15 protein-coding genes are annotated in these 15,671 nt (G+C 66.9%); all 15 read right to left on the bottom strand.

Annotated elements, in window-relative coordinates; all coding sequences use genetic code 11:
• Positions 1-17 precede the first annotated feature (17 nt).
• Entirely contained in the window at positions 18-809 is a 792-nt protein-coding gene (gene lpxA / locus AC2A1N_RS11890) for an acyl-ACP--UDP-N-acetylglucosamine O-acyltransferase (RefSeq protein WP_005415844.1), read from the bottom strand.
• A gap of 16 nt (positions 810-825) precedes the next feature.
• A complete protein-coding gene (gene fabZ / locus AC2A1N_RS11885; RefSeq protein ID WP_005415845.1) occupies positions 826-1,284 on the bottom strand; it encodes a 3-hydroxyacyl-ACP dehydratase FabZ in 459 nt (152 codons plus the stop codon).
• On the bottom strand, positions 1,281-2,303 hold the full coding sequence (lpxD, locus tag AC2A1N_RS11880; RefSeq protein ID WP_061480176.1) for a UDP-3-O-(3-hydroxymyristoyl)glucosamine N-acyltransferase: 1,023 nt from the start codon (positions 2,301-2,303) through the stop codon (positions 1,281-1,283). The genes fabZ and lpxD overlap by 4 nt, the downstream gene beginning before the upstream one ends.
• 433 nt (positions 2,304-2,736) lie before the next feature.
• On the bottom strand, positions 2,737-5,100 hold the full coding sequence (gene bamA / locus AC2A1N_RS11875; protein ID WP_053497093.1) for an outer membrane protein assembly factor BamA: 2,364 nt from the start codon (positions 5,098-5,100) through the stop codon (positions 2,737-2,739).
• Positions 5,101-5,174: 74 nt separating this feature from the next.
• On the bottom strand, positions 5,175-6,533 hold the full coding sequence (rseP, locus tag AC2A1N_RS11870) for an RIP metalloprotease RseP (RefSeq protein WP_065197093.1): 1,359 nt from the start codon (positions 6,531-6,533) through the stop codon (positions 5,175-5,177).
• 55 nt (positions 6,534-6,588) lie between these two features.
• Positions 6,589-7,779, bottom strand: a complete 1,191-nt coding sequence (locus AC2A1N_RS11865; protein WP_242890192.1) for a 1-deoxy-D-xylulose-5-phosphate reductoisomerase — start codon at positions 7,777-7,779, stop codon at positions 6,589-6,591.
• 2 nt (positions 7,780-7,781) lie between these two features.
• Positions 7,782-8,618 carry a phosphatidate cytidylyltransferase gene (locus AC2A1N_RS11860; protein ID WP_061480179.1) on the bottom strand — a complete coding sequence of 279 codons (837 nt, stop codon included), beginning with the start codon at positions 8,616-8,618 and terminating at the stop codon, positions 7,782-7,784.
• The gene (gene uppS / locus AC2A1N_RS11855; RefSeq protein WP_049412139.1) at positions 8,615-9,382 is read right to left on the bottom strand and encodes a polyprenyl diphosphate synthase; all 768 of its coding nucleotides are present in this window, start codon (positions 9,380-9,382) and stop codon (positions 8,615-8,617) included. Before uppS ends, AC2A1N_RS11860 begins: the two co-directional genes overlap by 4 nt.
• 5 nt (positions 9,383-9,387) lie before the next feature.
• Entirely contained in the window at positions 9,388-9,942 is a 555-nt protein-coding gene (gene frr / locus AC2A1N_RS11850) for a ribosome recycling factor (protein WP_061480180.1), read from the bottom strand.
• A 96-nt stretch (positions 9,943-10,038) separates the two neighbouring features.
• Positions 10,039-10,767, bottom strand: coding sequence for a UMP kinase (pyrH, locus tag AC2A1N_RS11845; RefSeq protein WP_005415854.1), 729 nt, complete (start codon positions 10,765-10,767; stop codon positions 10,039-10,041).
• 120 nt (positions 10,768-10,887) lie between these two features.
• Positions 10,888-12,423: a GGDEF domain-containing protein gene (locus tag AC2A1N_RS11840; RefSeq protein WP_154350457.1), complete on the bottom strand. Its 1,536-nt coding sequence runs from the start codon at positions 12,421-12,423 to the stop codon at positions 10,888-10,890.
• A gap of 259 nt (positions 12,424-12,682) precedes the next feature.
• The gene (gene tsf / locus AC2A1N_RS11835; protein WP_061480182.1) at positions 12,683-13,558 is read right to left on the bottom strand and encodes a translation elongation factor Ts; all 876 of its coding nucleotides are present in this window, start codon (positions 13,556-13,558) and stop codon (positions 12,683-12,685) included.
• 125 nt (positions 13,559-13,683) lie between these two features.
• On the bottom strand, positions 13,684-14,490 hold the full coding sequence (gene rpsB / locus AC2A1N_RS11830) for a 30S ribosomal protein S2 (protein WP_005408748.1): 807 nt from the start codon (positions 14,488-14,490) through the stop codon (positions 13,684-13,686).
• Positions 14,491-14,709: 219 nt separating this feature from the next.
• A complete protein-coding gene (locus AC2A1N_RS11825) occupies positions 14,710-15,408 on the bottom strand; it encodes a fimbrial biogenesis chaperone (protein ID WP_242890195.1) in 699 nt (232 codons plus the stop codon).
• Positions 15,408-15,626 carry a hypothetical protein gene (locus tag AC2A1N_RS11820; protein ID WP_154351707.1) on the bottom strand — a complete coding sequence of 73 codons (219 nt, stop codon included), beginning with the start codon at positions 15,624-15,626 and terminating at the stop codon, positions 15,408-15,410. The genes AC2A1N_RS11825 and AC2A1N_RS11820 overlap by 1 nt, the downstream gene beginning before the upstream one ends.
• Between the last annotated feature and the right edge of the window lie 45 nt (positions 15,627-15,671).

Here is a 15,671-nt window from a genome sequence, read left to right as displayed (position 1 = left end):
CTGGCCGGTCGAGCTGCTCATCGCAGCAGGGGCCTCTCGGCGTGCTCGATGAAGTCCAGCATCGCCTTCACGTCGTCGCTGTCACGCGCCTGTTCGGTCAGCTGCACCTTGGCCTCTGCCAGCGGCAGGCCCGCAACGTACAGCGTGCGGTACGCACGCTTGATGGCCGAAATGCGGTCAGCGTCGAAGCCGCGCCGCTTCAGGCCTTCGCTGTTGATGCCACGCGGGCGTCCCAGCGAATCGGTACCGACCATGGTGAACGGCGGTACATCACCATTGGTCAGCGCGCCCATGCCGAGGAAGGCATGCGCGCCGATGCGGCAGAACTGGTGGGCACCGGCGAAGCCGCTGATGATCACGTAGTCGCCCACGGTCACGTGGCCAGCCAGAGTGGTGTTGTTGGAGAACACGCAGAAGTTGCCGACATGGCAGTCGTGCGCCACGTGCGTGTAGGCCAGCATCCAGTTGTCGTTGCCGATGGTGGTGATGCCGCCGCCGCCGCCGGTGCCACGGTTGAGCGTGACGAACTCGCGGAACACGTTGCGATCGCCGATCACCAGTTCGGTGCGCTCGCCGCCGAACTTCTTGTCCTGCGGCTCGCCACCGATCGCGGCATGGCCGACGAAGCGGTTGTCGCGGCCGATCCGGGTCGGGCCGTGGATGCTGCAATGAGGGCCCACCACCGTGCCGGCACCGATTTCAACGTCGGGGCCGATCAGGGTGAAGGCGCCCACCTGGACATCGTCGGCCAGGCGTGCGGCCGGGTCGATGACGGCGGTGGGGTGGATCCGCGGTGCGTTGTCAGTCATTGCTGCCTCCAGTGGATCAGCCCTTGGCGCCGGCACACATGACCTCGGCCGACGCGACGACTTCGCCGTTGACCTTGGCTTCGCCGTAGTACCAGCCCATGTTGCGGATCAGGCGCTTCATCTGCACGTCCAGCATCAGCACGTCACCGGGCACGACCTGCTTGTTGAAGCGGGCGTTTTCCACCTTGACCATGTAGAACAGCTTGGACTGCGCATCGCGGCCGAGCGTGAGCTGGGTCATGACACCGCCAGCCTGCGCCAGCGCTTCGATGATCAGCACGCCGGGCATGATCGGGCGGCCCGGGAAGTGGCCCTGGAAGAACGGCTCGTTGATGCTGACGTTCTTCTGCGCCAGGATCCGCTTGGCCTCGACGTCGAGTTCAAGCACCCGGTCCACCAGCAGGAACGGGTAGCGGTGCGGAAGCAGTTCCTGGATCTGGCAGACGTCGATCGGAAGCTGCAGCGAATCGTTCATTCTTTCTCCTTGCCAGCAGCCAGAACGCGGCGAGCCAATGCATCCAGCTGCTTGAAGCGCGCGGCGTTCTTGCGCCACGTGCGGTTGTCGGTCAATGGGGTGCCGGACGAGTACTCGCCCGGCTCATGGATGGAGTTGCGGACCACCGACTTGCCGGTGATCACGACCTTGTCGCAGATCTCGAGGTGGCCGACCACGCCAACGTGGCCGCCGAGCAGGCAGTAGCGGCCGATCTTGGCGCTGCCGGCGATGCCGGTGCAGCCGGCAATGGCCGAGTGCGCGCCGATCTGCACGTTGTGCGCGATCTGCACCAGGTTGTCCAGGCGCACGTCTTCGTCCAGCACGGTGTCTTCCAGCGCACCACGGTCGACGCAGGTGTTGGCGCCGATCTCGCAGTCATCGCCGATGCGGACGCCGCCGAGCTGCGGCACCTTGATCCACTTGCCGGCGTCCATCGCCAGGCCGAAGCCGTCGGCGCCGAGCACGGCACCGGGATGCACGCGCACGCGCTTGCCCAGCCTGACCCGGGTGACCAGGGTCACGCGTGCGATCAGCTCACAGCCGGAATCCAGGCTGCAGTCCTCGCCGATCACGCTGCCGGTGCCGATGATGCAGTTCTCGCCGACGACGCTGCGCGCACCCACTGAGACGAACGGGCCGATATGGGCGCTGGCCGCGACCTGGGCGCTGGGATCGATCACTGCGCTGGGATGGATGCCGGGCGGGCGGGTCGGCGCGATGTCGAACAGTGCGGCAATCTTGGCGAATGCGGTGTACGGGTCCTTGGCGACGAGCGCGGCGCCGGGGGCGGCCTCGACGTCATCGGCACGCAGGACCACCAGCGAGGCCTGGCTGTCGGCCAGCTGGGCGCGGTAGCGCGGGTTGGCAAGGAAGGTCAGCTGGCCAGGTCCGGCATGGGCGAGGGTAGCCACGCCATGGATGGCGGTAGCGGGATCGCCATGGACCTGCAGGCCGAACTGCTCGGCGAGTTGCTGGGCGGTGTAGGTGGGAGTATTCACGGCGGGAGTTTAACGTGTGACGCCATTTCGGTCATGCGGGGGGCATATGCAGCCAACGGCAGGGCCCCTCGCGGCCGGCAGAGCCAGTGTCATGGGCTGGGTCGGACGGGGCGGGACTGCGGGGGGCGGCGCAAGTACGTCCATGTAGCCTTGGTCGCCGCATCCATGCGGCTCACACCCCCGCAGCCCCGCCCCATCCGACCTCCGACGGCTTGGCGCGAGTGCCAGCCACGGAAAAACAGAAAAGATCAAAAGCAGAGCGGGCGCTTCCGGCATCCAGGCCAAACGAAAACGCCGGGCAGAGCCCGGCGCTTCGCACCCCGTTTGGTGGAGAGCCCCCCTTTGTTAAGGGGGGCGCGCCAGCGGCGCGGGGGATAGGTGAAATGCGCGGGCAATTCACCGGAGGTGGATCAGTTCTGAGGAACAGAGTTCCTCAGAACTGGCCACCGAACGTGAATTGCAGGCGCTCGATCTTGTCATCGTCTTCCTTCTTCAACGGGAAGGCGTAGCTGATCGAGATCGGGCCGACCGGGGCGCGCCACAGCAGGGCCACACCGGTGGATACGCGCAGCTCGTTGGCCTTGAAGTTGTCCACGCCAGTATACACGTTGCCGAAGTCGACGAAGGCCGACACGCGCGCCGACGGGCTGTCGAACAGGCGCGGGAAGTAGGCTTCCACCGAACCGACGGTCTTCAGCGAGCCACCCAGCGGCTGGCCTTCCGGATAACCAGTGGTGACTTCGCGCGGGCCGAGGGTGTTGTCCTCGAAGCCGCGTACCGAGTTGGTACCACCGGCGTAGAAGTTCTCGAAGAACGGCAGGCCGCTGGCGGTGACGGTGCGGGTGGTGCCATCCGGATTGGTCAGCGTACGGGTGTAGTCCTTGCCGTAGGCATCGCCGTAGCCGATTTCGGCGCGGGTGTTGATCACCAGCGACGGCATGATCGGCCAGTACTTGCTGATCTGGTAGTTCAGCTTGTAGTACTCGATGGTCGAACCCGGCAGTGTGGTTTCCAGGCCCACGCGCTGGTAGGTACCGCGGGTCGGCATGAAGTAGTCGTTGCGCGAGTCGCGCGCCCAGCCCAGCTCGGTGCGCCAGGCATGGAAGGTGCGCTTACCGACGGCGTTGATGTAGTCGATGATCGACTGCGGGGTCGAGCCCTGGTAGGTGGTGATCTGGTTGCTGTCGATGCCGAACATCAGCGAGACGGTATCGGTCTCGGTCAGCGGCACACCGAACACCACCTGCGCGGCACCGTTGGTGCTGTTGTACTGCGCGGTGTTGAAGTCGGAGTAATCCAGTTCGCGCCAGGACAGGTTGTAGCCCAGCGACACGCCGTCATCGGTGAAGTACGGGTTGGTGTAGCTGAAGCCGTAGCGCTGCAGGTAGCTGCTGCGCGAGGCTTCGACCGACACGCGGTTGCCGCCGCCGAGGAAGTTGTTCTGCGACAGCTGCACCGAGGTGGTCATGCCGTAGGACTGCGAGTAACCCAGGCCGAACACGAAGCTGCCCGAGGTGGTTTCCTTGACGTTGTAGACGACGTCGACCTGGTCGTTGCTGCCGCTGACGGCCGGGGTCTCCACTTCCACCGATTCGAAGTAGCCCAGGCGCTGCAGGCGGATCTTGGAGCGGTCGATCGCGGCCTGCGAGTACCAGCTGTTCTCGAACTGGCGCATTTCGCGACGCATCACTTCATCGGACGTGCGGGTGTTGCCGCGGAACAGGATGCGGCGCACCGACACGCGCGGGCCGGGCACGACCTGCATGTTGATGGCCACGGTCTGCTCGGCGCGGTTGGTGGTCGGGATCGGGTTCACCTTGGCGAACGCGTAGCCGATGTTGGACAGCGAATTGGTGATGGTGTCCGAGCTGAACTCCAGCAGGGCACGCGAGAACGTGTCGCCGGACTTCTGGATCACCATGCGCTCGACGTCCTCCTGCGGGAGGATGGTGTCGCCGCTGACCTTGATCTCGGAGATCTTGTACTGCGCGCCCTCGGTCACGCCCGCGGTCAGGAACATGTCGCGCTTGTCGGGGCTGATCGAGACCTGGGTGGAATCGATGCTGAAATCGACGTAGCCGCGATCCAGGTACCAGGAGTTGAGCTTTTCCAGGTCGCCGGACAGCTTTTCCTTGGAGTACTGGTCGTCACGGCGGTACCACGACGCCCAGTTGTGCTCCTTGGACTCCCAGGTCTCCAGGATGTCCTTGCTCTCGAACTTTTCGGTGCCCACCAGGTTGACGTGGCGGATCTTGGCGGCCTTGCCTTCCTTGATGGCGATGGCGATGTCCACGCGGTTGCGGTCCAGCGGGCTCACCGTCGGGGTGATGTCGACGTTGTACTTGCCACGGTCGTTGTACTGGCGGCGCAGTTCCTGGGTCACGCGGTCCAGGCTCAGGCGATCGAAGGTGCCGCCCTCGGTCAGGCCGATGTCGGACAGGCCCTTGAGCAGCTGGTCGGACTTGATGTCCTTGTTGCCGGTCACGGTCAGCTTGTTGATCGCCGGGCGTTCCTTGACGGTCACCACCAGGATCGTGCCCTGGCGGTCCAGCTGCACGTCTTCGAAGAAGCCGGTCTTGTACAGGGCGCGGATCGTCTCGCCGACCTTGTTGTCGGTGATCGTCTCGCCGCGTTCCACCGGCAGGTAGGTGAACACCGTGCCCGAGCTGATGCGCTGCAGGCCATCGACGCGGATGTCGCTGACAGTGAAGGGCTCGGCTGCCTGGGCCAGGGCGGGAGCGCCGGTGACGGCGGCGAGGGCGAGGGCCAGCAGGCGGCGATTGGGGAGTCGCGTCATGTCACGTCCGGTAGGAAGGTCGATTTCATTGGTGCGGGATGCCGACGCTGTAGACGGCAACAACGTGGAAAAGTTCATCGCGGGACCAGGCCGAGGATGTCGTTGTAGAACGCCAACCCCATCAGCCCGGCCAGCAACGCCAGGCCGATGTATTGGCCGGCGGCGATGGCACGCTCGCTCAGCGGGCTGCCCTTGACCAACTCGATAAGGTAATACAGCAGGTGGCCGCCGTCCAAGATCGGGATCGGCAGCAGGTTGATGATGCACAGGCTGAGCGACAGCAGGGCAAGGAACTGCAGGAACCAGTCGAGGCCGCGCTTGGCCGAGACATTGGCCACGCGGGCGATGGTGACCGGCCCGGAAACGTTCTGCAGCGAGGCCTTGCCGGTCACGATGCGGCCCATCATGCCCAGCGAGTCGGCGGCCAGGCGGCCGGTCTCGCGCACCGCCACGGTCACCGCATCCAGCGGGCCATAGCGCAGCAGGGTGTCATAGGAGGGGCTGTAGCTGGTGGGGAAGCCGACGCCGATCTGCCAGACCGGATTGCCCTTGCCGTCCTTGCCCTGGCGCGGGGTGACTTCCAGCGCCAGGCGCTCGCCGCCACGCAGGACCTCGATCATTCCCGGCCCGCCGGCACGGCCCAGGGCCTGGATCTCGCCGATCACCTGGTCGACGCTGTCGATGCGCTGGCCGTCGATGGCCACGATCAGGTCGCCTGGCTGCAGTTGCCCTGCCACCACGGAGTCCGCAGTCAGCGACTCCACTTGCGCCGGCTGCAGCCACGACTGCCAGTGCAGGCCAGCCAGGATCGGCACCCGCCGCTCATCGAAACCCGCCGGCAGCTGCGACAGCGGCAGGGTGCGCGTGCGTACCTGGTCGGCCGTATCCAGCACTTCCAGCTTCACGTCGCGGCGGTCCATCGCGGCTGCGGTCAGCGCCATGCTGGCCTCGCCGAGGGTGACCACCTGGCGGTCGTCCACGCGCAGCACGCGGTCGCCGCTGGCCAGGCCGGCACTGGCGGCGATGCCGCTGACACGGCCGATGGTGGGCGAGTAATCCTGCTTGCCGATCACGAACATCGCCCACAGCAGCAGGATGCACAGCAGCAGATTGGCGATCGGGCCGGCGGCAACGATCGCGATGCGCTGCCAGACGGTCTTGTGGTTGAAGGCCTGGCCGCGCTCGTGCGGGTGGACTTCGACCTCGCGTTCGTCGAGGAACTTCACGTAACCGCCCAGCGGGATGGCGGCGATGGCGAACTCGGTGCCGTGCCGGTCGCGGCGCGACCACAGCGGCCGGCCGAAGCCGACCGAGAAACGCAGGATCTTGACCCCGCACAGGCGCCCGACCCAGTAATGCCCGAACTCGTGAAAGGTGACCAGCAGCCCGAGGCTGACGATCATCCACCAGACCGATCCGATGAAGTCAGTCATGCAGGCTCACAGTGGTGGGCAAGGGCGGCGGCGTCATGCTGGGCGAGGCGGTCGTTCAGGCGGCGTCGATGGCGTTCAGGGTGAGCTGGCGTGCCCGCTGGTCGGCGGACAACAGGACCTCCAGTGTATCGGCTGGCTGGGTCGGCAGTGTTGAAAGAGCGTTAGCAACCAGCTCCGGGATCGTCAGGAAACCGATCCGGCCCTGAAGAAACGCTGAAACCGCCTCTTCATTGGCGGCGTTCAGCACTGCCGGCGCGGTGCCGCCGGCCTGCATCGCCTGCCAGGCCAGCGCCAGGCAGGGGAAGGCGTCGGTATCCGGGGCCTCGAAATCCAGGCGGCCCTGGGCCAGCAGGTCCAGCCCGGCCACGCCCGATTCGATGCGCTGCGGCCAGCCCAGGCCAACGGCGAGGGTGGTGCGCATGTCCGGCAGGCCCATCTGGGCCAGGGTCGAGCCATCGACGAACTCGACCAGCGAATGGACCAGGCTCTGCGGGTGCACCAGCACCTCGATGCGCTCGCCTGGCACGCCGAACAGGTGGTGGGCCTCGATGACTTCCAGGCCCTTGTTCATCAACGTCGCCGAATCGACCGAGATCTTCGGCCCCATCGACCACTTGGGGTGGGCAACTGCCTGGGCGGGGGTGACCTGGGCCAGCTCGGCGTGGCTGCGGCCACGGAATGGGCCGCCGGAGGCGGTCAGCAGGATCCGGCGCACGCCGGCGCCGTCGACACTGGCATCGCGCGAGCGCAGGCACTGGAAGATCGCGCTGTGCTCGCTGTCGATCGGGATGATTTCGGCACCGGCACGTTCGGCCGTCCGGGTCAGCAGTTCGCCGGCCAGCACCAGCGATTCCTTGTTGGCCAGCAGGATGCGCTTGCCGGCGGCGGCGGCGGCCAGGGTCGAGGACAGGCCGGCCGCGCCGACGATGGCCGCGACCACGGTATCGCAGGCATCGCTGGCGGCCAGCTGGTCCAGCGCGGCCTGGCCGGCATGGGCCTCGGTGGCCAGTCCGGCCTCGCGCAGGCCGTCACGCAGCTCGGCGAACAGCGATGCGTCGGCGATCACCGCGTGCGCGGGTCTGTGCTGGCGGCACAGCGCCAGCAGCGCCTGCACCTGGCGGCCGGCAGCGAGCACCGTGGCCTGGTAGCGGTGCGGGTGGCGGGCGATCACGTCCAGCGTGGAGGCGCCGATCGAGCCGGTAGCGCCGAACACGGCGACCCGGCGCAGGTCTGCAGCTGCATTCATGGTCAGAACCCGAAGATTTCCTTGCCCAGCGCGAACACCGGCACGGCGGCGAGGACGCCGTCGACCCGGTCGAGCACGCCACCGTGGCCCGGGATCAGGTGGCCCGAGTCCTTGGCGCCGGCATGGCGCTTGATCAGGCTCTCGAACAGGTCGCCCAGGACCGAGGCGAACACCGCCACCACCGCGGTGATCAACAGGCCGGGCAGGTGTGCGGCATCGATGCCAGCCAGCCAGCCCAGGCCGAGGGCCACGGCGACACCGGCCAGCAGGCCGCCGAACAGGCCTTCCCAGGTCTTGTTGGGGCTGATCCGCGGCGCCAGCTTGTGCTTGCCGAAATGGCGGCCAGCGAAATAGGCGCCCGAGTCGGCCGCCCACACCAGCGCCAGCGCAGCCAGCAGCCACAGGTGGCCCTGCTGGCCCGGCGGATCGCCGCCGGCATGGATCAGCACCAGCGCGGCCCACGCCGGCACGATGGCCAGGGTACCGGCCAGCATCTTCAGGATCCGCGAGGGTGCCGACGGCTGCGCACCGAAGTTGAAGAAGCGCAACCAGACCAGCGCGGCCAGCCACCAGGCAACGCCGGCCAGCGTGGTTATCTGGAACAGGACCAGGGTGCTGCCATCGGCCCAGACCAGCAGCACCATCAGCAGCAGGTTCAGCACCAGCAGCACAGTGCGCGCCAGGGTGTCTTCGATACCGGCCAGCTTCAGCCATTCCCACAGGCCGATCAGCAGCACGGCGGCGGCGGCGGCGGCCAGCCATTGCGTAGGCAGCAGCAGGATCGCCGCAATGGCTAGCGGCGCCATGATCAGCGCGGCAAGGACTCGGGTCTTGGTCATGGGCTGGAAGTCTCGGTGGCCAGTGCGGCAATCTGGGCGCTGGTCAGGCCGAAACGACGCTCGCGACCGGCATAGGCGTCGAGCGCCTGCTGCAGCTGCCCGGCGTCGAAGTCCGGCCACAGGGCCTCGGTGAACCACAGTTCGGTATAGGCGAGCTGCCACAGCAGGAAGTTGCTGATGCGGGTGTCGCCGCCGGTGCGGATGAACAGGTCCGGCGGCGGCAGGTCGGCCAGGGCCACCTGGCTGCCCAGCAGCGATTCATCGATCTGCTCGGGCAGAAGGCGACCGGCCGCCACTTCGACGGCCAGGGCGCGCGCGGCGCGGGCGATGTCCTGGCGGCCACCGTAGCTGGCGGCGATCGACAGGGTCAGGGTGGTGTTGTCGGCGGTGCGCTGCTCGGCCAGCTGCATGCGGCTGACCAGCCCGGCGCCGAAGCGCTCGCGTTCGCCGATGAAGCGCACGCGCACGCCACGCCGGTGCAGCTCGTCCACTTCGCGGTCGAGTGCACCGAGGAACAGCTTCATCAGCGCGTCCACTTCCTCCTGCGGCCGGCCCCAGTTCTCGCTGGAGAAGGCGAACAGGGTCAGCGCCGGAATGCCCAGTTCAAGGCAGCGCTCGATGGTGCGGTTGACCGCGCGCGCGCCGGCACGGTGGCCGATCACGCGGGGGCGACGGCGCTGCTGTGCCCAACGCCCATTGCCATCCATGATGATGGCAATGTGGCGGGGCAGGGAGGCAGGCAACGGAGGCGGGACTGAAGGCATCGACTTCAGACCGACAGCAGTTCTTTTTCCTTGTCGGAAACGACCTTGTCGACGTCCTTGATGTTGGCGTCGGTCAGCTTCTGGATGTCGTCTTCGCCGCGCTTCTTCTCGTCTTCGCTGATCGCCTTGTCCTTGACCAGCTTGGCGATTTCCTTGTTCGCGTCCTGACGGATGTTGCGGATCGCGATCTTGGCGCCTTCCCCTTCCTTCTGCACCTGCTTGACCAGCTCCTTGCGGCGCTCTTCGGTCGGCGGCGGCATGTTGATGCGGATCGCGGTGCCCAGCGTGTTCGGAGTGAACTCGGCGTTGTAGAGACCCTTTTCGATCTCCTTGATCATGCCTTTGTCGAACGGGGTGACCAGCAGCGAGTGGGCGTCGGCGTTGGAGATCGACGCGACCTGGTTCAGCGGGGTGCTGGCGTTGCCATAGGCGCTGACCGTCACGCGGTCCAGCAGGGCCGGGGTGGCACGGCCGGTCCGGATGGAGGTGAGGGTGTGCTTCAGAGCGTCAATGCTCTTGGCCATGCGCGTCTGCGCGTTGTTCTTGATGTCGTTGAGCATCGCCCGGTCCTGGATGTATCTGGAATCGGGCGATTATAGGCGAATACGGGACGCTGCCGGGCCTGAATCGGCCCGGTTGTCGCTTTGCGCTCAGGCTCAGGCCGGGTCGCGGCCCTGAACCAGGGTGCCGATGTTCGCGCCGTTGAGGATCTTCAGCAGTTCGCCCGGCTGGCCCATGTCGAACACGCGCATCGGCAGGTCGCTGTCGCGGGCCAGAGCGAAGGCCGCCGTGTCCATCACTTCCAGGCCGCGGCGGATCACTTCGTCGTAGCTCAGGCTGTCGAAGCGGACCGCATCGCTGTGCTTGTTCGGGTCCTTGTCGTACACGCCATCGACCTTGGTGGCCTTCAGCAGCAGGTCAGCGCCGATCTCGATCGCGCGCAGCGCGGCGCCGGAGTCGGTGGTGAAGAACGGGCTGCCGACGCCGGCAGCGAAGATCACCAGGCGGCCCTTTTCCAGGTGGCGGATGGCGCGGCGGCGGATGTAGTCCTCGCACACGTCGTTGATCTTGATCGCGCTCATCACCCGGGCCTTGGCACCCAGCTTCTCGAGGGCGTCCTGCATGGCCAGGGCGTTGATGACGGTGGCCAGCATGCCCATCTGGTCGCCGGTTACGCGGTCCATGCCGCCGGCGGCCAGACCGGCGCCGCGGAAGATGTTGCCACCTCCGATCACCAGCGCGACCTCGGCACCGGCCTGCTGGGCTTCGATGACCTCACGGGCGAGGCGGTTGATGATCTTCGGGTCGATGCCGTAGTCCTCGTCTCCCATCAGCGCCTCCCCGGACAGTTTCAGAAGGATGCGGCGATAGGCGAGCTTGGACATGGGGACCTCGGGTGCGTGGAAATCGCGGGCGATTCTACGCGCATGCGGCGTTGTGCCAAAGTGTTTTGTGCACTGCGGCGCAGAATCCGGTGGTTCGCCCGGTCGGCCGGGGCGTCCCGTTCAGCCCAGTTCGGCGCTGGCCGTGGCCGACAGCTCGTCATGGCCCAGCGCCCCCGGCGAGCGGGCGATCACCCGGTTGCGGCCCAGGTTCTTGGAGCGGTACAGCACGTCGTCGGCCGCGCGCAGCAGGTCCTGGACGTCGGCGAAGCGCTCGTAGCCGCCTTGGGTGGCCACGCCGGCGGAGAAGGTGACGAACAGCGGACCACCCTCCAGCTCGGCCATCGGCGTGGCGACGATGTTGGCCAGCACCCGGCGGATCACGTCCAGGGCCACGCTTTCGCTGGTGTTGGGCAGCAGCGCGACGAACTCCTCGCCGCCGAAGCGGGCCACGGTGTCGCTGTTGCGCAACTGGCCCTGCAGCTTGCCGGCGAAGGCGCGCAGCACCTCGTCGCCGGTCAGGTGGCCGTGGGCGTCGTTGATCTTCTTGAAGTCGTCCAGGTCGATGAAGGCCACCGACAGTGGCCAGCCCTGGCGGCCGGCACGCAGGAATTCCTGCTCCAGCACCGCTTCCAGCTGGCGGCGGTTGAGCACGCCTGTCAATGCATCACGATGGGCCTGGTCGGCCAGGCGCTTGGCGCGCGCCTCGAATTCGTCGGCACGGCGGCGTGCCTGGTCGGCATCCTGCAGTTCGCGCAGGTTGCGCAGCGTGGCCAGTTCCTGCGCGTGATCGATCAGCTCGCGTACCCGCGCCGGCGAATTGAGGCTGGCATCGAACAGGCTGGCGATGTCGGGCAAGGCCTCGCTGATGCGGGCCAGCACCTGGTCGAAGCGCGCGCTGTCCAGCTCCAGGCGGTCGTGCACCTGCTGCAGTGCGCGCTCGCGCGCGGCATCGGCATCGTTATCCAGCCAGATGTCGGCCACTGCGCCGGACAGTTGCACGCAGACCTGGAATGGCGATTCGGCGGCGTCCTCGTCCTCGCTGTGGCTGATGCTCTCCACCAGGTAACGTGGCAGGCCCCATTGCTCGGCCACCCAGGCGCCGACGTCGGCGTGGCTGCAGCCCAGCGCCTCGCGCTCGCGGGAAACCAGGTCGATGTTGTCGCGTGCCTCGCGCAGCAGTGGCAGGTAGCGCTCCGACTCGGCCTGGGCCAGGCACAGCACGCCCAGGTCCTGCAGCAGTCCGGCCAGCATCAGCTCCTCCAGCCGGCGCAGGCCGCGCGCCTGGCCCAGTTGGCTGGCGGCCAGGGCACTGAGGATGCTGCGCTTCCACGCGCGCTGGCGCAGGTCATGATCGGCGCCACCGCCGGTCAGGCCCTGGGTGACGGTGAAGCCGAGGGCGAGGCTGATCGTGGCGTTCAGGCCCAGCATGGTCAGCGCCTGGCCGAGGTTCTCGATGCGGCGGCGGCTGGCATACAGCGGCGAATTGGCGATGCGCAGCATGCGAGCGCTCAGCGCCATGTCGATGGCGATGATGTCGGCGGCGGTGGCGATGTCCGCTTCCGGGTCCTGAGCCAGTTCGATGATGCGCAGGGCAATACCGGGTGGCGAAGGCAGGTTGCGGCAGAGCGCCAGGGCAGCTGTCAGCTCGGGAGGCATGTCGGGTCGTTCAATTCCATTGGGACAAGAATACCTAGGAATGCATCACAGTCCGCGATTTTCGTTCCTGCTAAGTGACTGAGGATTCCCTGCGACTGAGTATCGGCTTGATTCGAGCGCAACGCAAAGGTGCCGGTTGTGCGCACCAACGGTGCGCACTCACCGATGGGCCATGGGTTAATCCCTGGGCCCATGCATAAAAAAAGAGCCGCGGTTTCCCGCGGCTCCTTCTGGTCGCTTCACAGCCGGAGGGCTGGAATCAGACCTGCATCGCCTTGGCAACTTCGGCGGCGTAGTCTTCCACCACCTTTTCGATGCCTTCGCCGACGATCAGCAGCTTGAAGCCTGCCACGTCCGCACCAGCGGCCTTGACCACCTGCTCGACGGTGGTGTCGCCCAGCACGTAGGTCTGGCCGTACAGGGTCACGTCGCTGACGATCTTGTTGATCTTGCCGCTGATGATCTTTTCCAGGATGTCGGCCGGCTTGGCCTTGTCCTTCTCGGTCATCTTGGCCAGCTCGATTTCCTTTTCCTTTTCAACGAACTCGGCCGGAACGTCCGCAGCCTTGTTGTGCGGCGGCTTCAGCGCGGCCACGTGCATTGCCAGGCCACGGGCCAGCTCGACGTCGCCGCCGATCAGGTCGACCAGCACGCCAACCTTGCCGTTGGTGTGGACGTAGGCGCCGATGTTGCCGGTGGTGTCGACCTTGACCATGCGGCGGATCTGGATGTTCTCGCCCAGGGTCTGCACGGCGGTGGCGCGGGCTTCTTCAACGGTGCGGCCATCGGCCAGCGTGGCAGCCTTCACGGCTTCGACGTCGTTGGCGCCCGATGCCAGGGCGGCAGCGGCGACGGCGTTGACGAAGGTCTTGAAGTTGTCGTCGTTGGCGACGAAGTCGGTTTCCGAGTTGACTTCGACCAGCACGGCCTTGCCGCCATCCTGGGCCAGGCCCAGGCGGCCTTCGGCGGCCACGCGGTCAGCCTTCTTGTCGGCCTTGGCAGCGCCGGACTTGCGCATGGCTTCAGCAGCGGCGTTGATGTCGCCGTTGGCTTCGGTAAGCGCCTTCTTGCATTCCATCATGCCGGCGCCGGTGCGCTCGCGCAGTTCCTTGACCAGGGAAGCAGTGATTTCCACGGGATTACCTCACGAAAGAAAGGGGTTGGGCCGGCATGGTGGCCGGCCCGTGTGACACGGTCCTGTCACGCGCCAGGGGCTGCGTGCAGGGAAGGTGGACGCCGGGCGTCCACCCGGGGCCTGGATCAGGCCTGGGCGTCGTCGCCCTTCTTGGCAGCCTTCTTGGCCGGAGCGCGGCGGGCCGGCTTCTCTTCGCCTTCAGCAGCGGCTTCCGCGAACTCTTCCTCGCGCACCGAAGCGGCGTGCGGCGCAGCGGCCTTGCCTTCCAGCACGGCGTCGGCAGCGGCGCGGGCGTACAGCTGCACAGCGCGGATGGCGTCGTCGTTGCCCGGGATGGCGTAGTCCACCAGTTCCGGGTTGTAGTTGGTGTCGACCACGGCGATGACCGGAATGCCCAGCTTCTTGGCTTCCTTGATCGCGATGTCTTCGTGGCCGATGTCGATCACGAAGATGGCGTCCGGCAGACGGTTCATGTCCTTGATGCCGCCCAGCGACGCTTCCAGCTTGTCGCGCTCGCGACGCAGGCCCAGCACTTCGTGCTTGACCAGCTTCTCGAAGGTGCCGTCGGTTTCACCGGCTTCCAGTTCCTTCAGGCGGGCAACCGACTGCTTGACGGTACGGAAGTTGGTCAGGGTGCCGCCCAGCCAACGCTGGTTCATGAACGGCATGCCGCAACGCTCGGCTTCTTCCTTGATGGTTTCGCGGGCGCTGCGCTTGGTGCCCAGGAACAGGACGGTGCCGCGCTTCTGGGCAACCGACGAGATGAAGTTCATCGCATCGTTGAACAGCGGGACGGTCTTTTCCAGGTTGATGATGTGGATCTTGCCGCGGGCGCCGAAGATGTACGGAGCCATCTTCGGGTTCCAGTAGCGGGTCTGGTGGCCGAAGTGGACGCCGGCTTCCAGCATCTGACGCATGGTGACCTGGGGCATTGCAATACTCCTGATATGGAACCAGCGATTCCGCCCGCGGGATAGGTATGCGGGACGCGTGGAAGCGCGATCGGTTCCGGGGTTGGGCTTCCCTGCTGCCTCCGTGGCCGAACTCCTCGCGGAGCACCCCGGCACGGATGGGGGCAGCAGGTGTGGATTCACCGGTGACGTCCGGTGTGGACGGGCTCCCGCGCACGCAGGCGGCAGGAATCCGGTCGATTATAGCCCGCTGGGGGCGTCCGCTGCAATTGCAGGGTCAGATGCGGCCAGATCGACCTCGCGGCCGTCCTGCAGGCGGGCCCGGAAGTGGCCGCCCACATAGCCATCGGGGCGGGCAGGCAGGGGCCAGCGGCGTTCATGGCCTGCGAGGATGTAGCCGGCCAGCCCGGCCACCAGCAGCGACGATTGGCCGTTGGCCGCTGTGAACCGCAGATCGTGCAGGCGGCCATGCAGCGTACTGGAATTGCTGAGTCGCAGCATGGCCTGAGGCCCATGTGCCTCGACGCGGGCCTGCAGCCGGGCATGCAGCGCTGGCGCCGCTGGGCCGCGGAACAACGGCAGCGAGTAGCGGGGCAATCCCGGCAAGGCCGGCGCCAGTACGATCCGATAGGCCTGTTCACCCACCGATGCTGGCGGACCGCCTGGCAGCAGCCAGACGCGCTGGGTGCTGCCAGGGGCCAGGTCCAGCCGCGCGGGGCTGACCCGGATCCGGTCGCTGGGCTGCAGTCGTTCGGCGTCCAGTTGCTGCTCCCAGGCCAGCACCTGCACCTGGCCCTGCCAGCGGCCGGGCCCCGGATTGCGCAGCCATAGTTCGGCGCGGCCGCCTTCGGCGGGTAGCTGCAGGGTGGTCGGCAACAGCTCCAGCGCCGCCGAGGGCTGCGCCAGCAGCAGTCCAAGCAGGATCAGCAGCGCGCGCATCAGTAGATGAGGGTCACGGAGGGCATTGCGCTGTCGTCTGTCGCCGGTGGTGCGAGGTCGCGGACCTGGGGCGGCACCCTGGGGGCGTCACTGCGCTGGTGTGGCGCCGCGCAACGGGGAGCGCCGGCATCGTCGCTGCAGGATTCGACCACGGTCAGCCGGATCTGCAGCGTGCTGCTGCGCGGTTCGGCGCGGGCCGGCGTGCTGGCGACCAGCATCGCCCCGATCAGAAATGCGCGAACCACCTGCCACCCACCGTGCTG

The organism is Stenotrophomonas maltophilia group sp. SKK55 (assembly GCF_057179845.1).
The sequence above is the reverse complement of the archived record's forward strand: the minus strand, read 5'-3'. Positions and strand labels throughout refer to the sequence as shown.

What these genes read in the sequence shown, in the direction of transcription:
- rseP (WP_065197093.1), bottom strand. Translation starts at nt 6,533, where the DNA reads ATGACTGACTTCATCGGATCGGTCTGGTGGATGATCGTCAGCCTCGGG.
- AC2A1N_RS11840 (WP_154350457.1), bottom strand. Translation starts at nt 12,423, where the DNA reads ATGCCTCCCGAGCTGACAGCTGCCCTGGCGCTCTGCCGCAACCTGCCT.
- fabZ (WP_005415845.1), bottom strand. Translation starts at nt 1,284, where the DNA reads ATGAACGATTCGCTGCAGCTTCCGATCGACGTCTGCCAGATCCAGGAA.
- AC2A1N_RS11860 (WP_061480179.1), bottom strand. Translation starts at nt 8,618, where the DNA reads ATGACCAAGACCCGAGTCCTTGCCGCGCTGATCATGGCGCCGCTAGCC.
- lpxA (WP_005415844.1), bottom strand. Translation starts at nt 809, where the DNA reads ATGACTGACAACGCACCGCGGATCCACCCCACCGCCGTCATCGACCCG.
- uppS (WP_049412139.1), bottom strand. Translation starts at nt 9,382, where the DNA reads ATGCCTTCAGTCCCGCCTCCGTTGCCTGCCTCCCTGCCCCGCCACATT.
- frr (WP_061480180.1), bottom strand. Translation starts at nt 9,942, where the DNA reads ATGCTCAACGACATCAAGAACAACGCGCAGACGCGCATGGCCAAGAGC.
- AC2A1N_RS11820 (WP_154351707.1), bottom strand. Translation starts at nt 15,626, where the DNA reads ATGCTGGTCGCCAGCACGCCGGCCCGCGCCGAACCGCGCAGCAGCACG.
- AC2A1N_RS11825 (WP_242890195.1), bottom strand. Translation starts at nt 15,408, where the DNA reads ATGCGCGCGCTGCTGATCCTGCTTGGACTGCTGCTGGCGCAGCCCTCG.
- AC2A1N_RS11865 (WP_242890192.1), bottom strand. Translation starts at nt 7,779, where the DNA reads ATGAATGCAGCTGCAGACCTGCGCCGGGTCGCCGTGTTCGGCGCTACC.
- pyrH (WP_005415854.1), bottom strand. Translation starts at nt 10,767, where the DNA reads ATGTCCAAGCTCGCCTATCGCCGCATCCTTCTGAAACTGTCCGGGGAG.
- rpsB (WP_005408748.1), bottom strand. Translation starts at nt 14,490, where the DNA reads ATGCCCCAGGTCACCATGCGTCAGATGCTGGAAGCCGGCGTCCACTTC.
- bamA (WP_053497093.1), bottom strand. Translation starts at nt 5,100, where the DNA reads ATGACGCGACTCCCCAATCGCCGCCTGCTGGCCCTCGCCCTCGCCGCC.